We start from the raw sequence: 3,868 nt of genomic DNA on the forward strand, positions 1-3,868 counted from the left end.
GGCCCCGCCACCGGCGCCGAGACGGTCGCCGACTCGCCGGGGCCGTTCCTCGTGGTGGCGCCCTCGTCGGTCGTCCCCAACTGGGAGGCCGAGGCCCGGAGGTTCGTGCCCTCGCTGCGCGTGGCCCGGCGGTCGGCCACCGAGAGCAAGTCGCCCACGACCGTGGCCGAGGACGCGGCCGCCCACGACATCGTGGTCACCTCCGCGACCGTCCTGCGACTGAACGCCGAGGCGTACGCAGGGATCGGGTGGGCCGGGGTGATCCTGGACGAGGCGCAGCAGGCCAAGAACCCCTCGTCCAAGCTGTTCGCCGCTCTGGCCGGTCTGCGGGCCGGTTTCCTTCTCGCCGTCACCGGCACCCCCATGGAGAACAACCTGACCGAACTCTGGGCCATCGCGACCCTGTCGTGTCGCGGAGTGCTGCCCGACGCCAAGGAGTTCCGGTCGCTGTTCCGCACTCCCATCGAGAAGAACGGTGACGCCGAGGCGCTGCATCGCCTGCGCCGGCGACTGCGGCCGTTCCTGCTGCGGCGCCGCAAGGAGTTGGTGGCCGGCGAGCTTCCGCCGCGCACCGATGCGGTGATGGAGGTGGAGCTCTCGGCCGCGCACCGGAGGGTCTATGAGCGCGAACTCGCCCGGCAGCGGGCGTCTCTGCTCGCGCTGCTCGACGACTTCGACTCCAACCGCATCAGCATCCTCGCCGGCCTCACCGTGCTGCGCCGACTGTGCCTGGACCCCTCGCTGGTGGACCCCGATCACGCGTCGATCCCCTCCGCCAAGACCGATGAGCTCATCGCGTCGCTGCGTGAGGTGGTGGCCGAGGGACACCGGGCCCTGGTCTTCAGCCAGTTCACCAGCTACCTCAACACGGTGGTCGACAGGCTGCACGCCGAGGGCATCACTGTCGCCCACCTCGACGGAAGGACCACCGACAGGGCGGGCGCCGTCGGCGAGTTCACGCAAGGTGGCGCCCAGGTGTTCTGCCTGAGTCTCAAGGCCGGGGGCGTGGGCCTGAACCTGGTGGGCGCCGACTACGTCTTCCTGCTGGACCCCTGGTGGAACCCGGCGACCGAAGCCCAGGCCGTGGACCGGGCCCACCGGATCGGCCAGACCAGGCCCGTGCTGGTGTACCGGATGGTCGCCCGCGACACCATCGAGGAGCGGGTCGTCGAACTCCAGCGACGCAAGGCCGAGCTCTTCGCCTCCGTGCTGGACAGCGGGGAGCACTTCTCGGCGGCTCTCACGGCTGATGACCTGCGGGGGTTGATCGAGTAGGCGGGCGCCCCGCCGACGCGGCCGGATGCACCTGCCGGATCACCGCACCTGCCGGGTCAGCGCACCGCCGGCATCGCCAATCCCGCCGCCACCGCGGCCCCGAAGAGCGCGGTGTCCCGCGACGGCGAGAACACGACCCGCGGGGTCGCGATGGTGTGCGGCAACGTGTGCAGTTGCTCGGCCACGGGCCCGTGCAGCGCCTCGCCCAGGCCCACCACGATCCCGCCGGTGAGCAGGACCGTGCGGGGTCGGAACAGCTGGACGGCGTCCACCACGAAGGACCCCAGTCGGTGGGCGTAGATCTCGGCGGCGCCGTCGCCGTGTTCCCGTTCGAGGTCGTAGAGCCCGTGCCCGCCCAGACCCCACCACGCCTCGGTGGTGCCGCCGTCCACGACCAGCCGCCAATGCCCGAGGTCCCAACCGGTGGGCCCGCACGGGTGGATGAGCGCACCGTGGCGGTTGAGCGCCCCGAACGACAGGGTGGTGCCCAGGGAGATGGCGATGCCGCCGAACTCGACGTCGGGCAGTTGGGTCAGGGCCAGGGCGTGGGCGTCGCCGTGGCCGATCACGGACACCGGGGTGTCCAGCAGTGCGACCAGCATGGAGCGCATCGGTCCCTCGGCCCAGGCGGCCGCGCGGGAAGCCTCGATGATCCCGCGGTCGGCGTCGACGTGCCCGCTGACCGACACTCCGACACCGCTGGGGGAGGGATCGACGGCCCGGATGACCGCCGCCAGGTCCTCGGCGGTGGCCACCTCGGCCCCGTGGACTCCCACCACGCGGCCGTCGACCACGGCGCCGATCCGCGTTCCACTGCCGCCGATGTCGACGACCACGCCGTTCCTCATCAGATCGCCTCCCGTTCCACACCGACCATTGTCACCAATAGTTCGTAGCGGGCGGGCTAGTGGGTGTGGTGGGGTGCTAGCCGGTGTCGACGTTGCGGATCGGGTCGCTCGTCTGGCCCACGGTGCTGCAGTAGAGCTTGGCCGACTCCTGGTTCAGCGTCACCTCCATGCCGGCGGGATCGGACTGCCCCTTCTCGTCGAGGAAGGTGGTGATCACGTCGCGCTGGTCCTCCGGCGGCATCTCCATGTAGTCGCCGCAGGTGGTGTCGCCGCCTTGGTTAGGATCCATCGCGTTGCAGCCGGTCAGTGTCGCCAGAACGAGGGCGGCGGTGGCAACCGGAGCGGCCAGCATCGCGGGTCGGGTGCGGGTGGGCATGGGAGACCTCCGTGGGGATGACGACGACTGGGCGGGTGGACGATGAAAGTGTTCGGACGATGAGGTGAGCGTAAGCCCGCGAGGTGATGGACATCACCATTCGGCCGGGATTCGGGCGAGTGCACGCGTGGTTCTAGTAGATATGACAACATCTTTTGAGGCCCGAGCCGGCTTGCAACTGGACGACGCCGCCCAGGATCTGCTCTTCCGAGAGGCCCGCTCTGCCAACGCGTTCACCGACGAGCCCGTGACCGACGAGCAACTCCGCGCGATCTATGACCTGGTCAAGTGGGCGCCGACGTCGATGAACAACCAGCCGCTGAGGATCGTCGTGGTGCGGTCCGAGGGGGCCAAGGCCCGACTGTTGTCGCACCTGGCCGAGGGGAACCGGGCCAAGACCGCCGCTGCGCCGGCCGTCGCGCTGCTCGCCGCCGACGTGGATTTCCACGATGAGCTGCCCCGGCTCTTCCCTCACTTCCCCGGCGCCCGCGACCTGTTCTCCGACGAGGCCGCACGGGTCGGCGCGGCCGAGCTCAACGCGAGCCTGCAGGTCGGCTACACCATCCTGGGCATCCGCGCCGCGGGTCTCGCGGCCGGCCCGATGACCGGGTTCGACGCCGAGGCGATCGCAGAGGAGTTCTTCCCCGACGGCCGCCACCGCGTCCTCGTGGCGATCAACATCGGCACGCCGGCGGAGAACGCCTGGTTCGACCGACTGCCCCGACTCGACTACGACGAGGTCGTCACGACCCTCTGAGGGGAGTGGTCACAGGTAGCCCGCGCGTCACAGGCAGCCCACGAGTCGCAGCGCGAACTGGTCGCCGTAGCCCAGGATCGTCTGAGGGTGTGGTCCCGGCCGTTCCGCCATGATCTCGGGGCCGTGCGCCACGGCGTGGTCGACGCCCACCGCGTGCATGAGTTCGTGAAGTGTCAGGCTGCGGGACCAGATTTCCCCGGGGAAGGGGCTGATCTGATCCGGCCGCAGGGTGACCGAGCCCTGGAGGACTAACCCTCGCGGCCACACCGTGACGCCGCCCAGACCCGCGATCTCAGGGTCGGTGTGGAACATCGGGTGGTCGCCGTACGTCACGGAGATGGCGCCGTCGCCTTCGCGGTCTGACTCGGTCCCGGGCCCCGCGTACCTGAGGGGGAGACCGCTGGCGAAGGCGAGCGTCTCGACCGCCCATGCCAGGTCGGGCTCGCTGCCCGGGGGCGCGTCGTAGGAGCGCACGGGGATCTCGTGCTCGCACGGCCAGTGGGCGATGTACCCGTCCTCGGTGGCCTCGACGGCGTAGTCGACCCCCGCGATGAGCCCGCCCGGGGGCTGGACCTCGGCGGCGCGGCGCGGCGACCACTCGCCCCGGAGCGG

Annotated in this window: 5 protein-coding genes; 2 read left to right on the plus strand and 3 right to left on the minus strand. The window is 70.6% G+C overall.

The window, feature by feature from the left end:
* Positions 1 to 1,275, plus strand: a 1,275-nt coding sequence (locus G6027_RS07055; RefSeq protein ID WP_182636552.1) for a DEAD/DEAH box helicase, incomplete at its 5' end; no start/stop codon positions are given.
* A 56-nt stretch (positions 1,276 to 1,331) separates the two neighbouring features.
* On the opposite strand, the gene G6027_RS07060 is transcribed toward G6027_RS07055, so the two are convergent.
* The gene (locus G6027_RS07060) at positions 1,332 to 2,123 is read right to left on the minus strand and encodes an ROK family protein (RefSeq protein ID WP_182636553.1); all 792 of its coding nucleotides are present in this window, start codon (positions 2,121 to 2,123) and stop codon (positions 1,332 to 1,334) included.
* Positions 2,124 to 2,199: 76 nt separating this feature from the next.
* Positions 2,200 to 2,499 (minus strand): hypothetical protein, encoded by a 300-nt coding sequence (locus G6027_RS07065; RefSeq protein WP_182636554.1) that lies wholly within the window; start codon positions 2,497 to 2,499, stop codon positions 2,200 to 2,202.
* A 142-nt stretch (positions 2,500 to 2,641) separates the two neighbouring features.
* On the opposite strand from G6027_RS07065, the gene G6027_RS07070 reads away from it, so the two are divergent.
* Positions 2,642 to 3,256, plus strand: coding sequence for a malonic semialdehyde reductase (locus tag G6027_RS07070; protein ID WP_182636555.1), 615 nt, complete (start codon positions 2,642 to 2,644; stop codon positions 3,254 to 3,256).
* Positions 3,257 to 3,283: 27 nt separating this feature from the next.
* Here the strand turns inward: G6027_RS07070 and G6027_RS07075 are convergent.
* The coding region (locus G6027_RS07075) for a hypothetical protein (protein ID WP_182636556.1) at positions 3,284 to 3,868 on the minus strand (585 nt) is incomplete at its 5' end.

The sequence above is a fragment of the Dietzia sp. SLG310A2-38A2 genome, assembly GCF_014145095.1.
Classification (GTDB): Bacteria; Actinomycetota; Actinomycetes; order Mycobacteriales; family Mycobacteriaceae; genus Dietzia.

Excerpts from the sequence above, each read along its gene's own strand:
- G6027_RS07070 (WP_182636555.1), top strand. The coding sequence starts at position 2,642 with ATGACAACATCTTTTGAGGCCCGAGCCGGCTTGCAACTGGACGACGCC.
- G6027_RS07065 (WP_182636554.1), bottom strand. The coding sequence starts at position 2,499 with ATGCCCACCCGCACCCGACCCGCGATGCTGGCCGCTCCGGTTGCCACC.
- G6027_RS07060 (WP_182636553.1), bottom strand. The coding sequence starts at position 2,123 with ATGAGGAACGGCGTGGTCGTCGACATCGGCGGCAGTGGAACGCGGATC.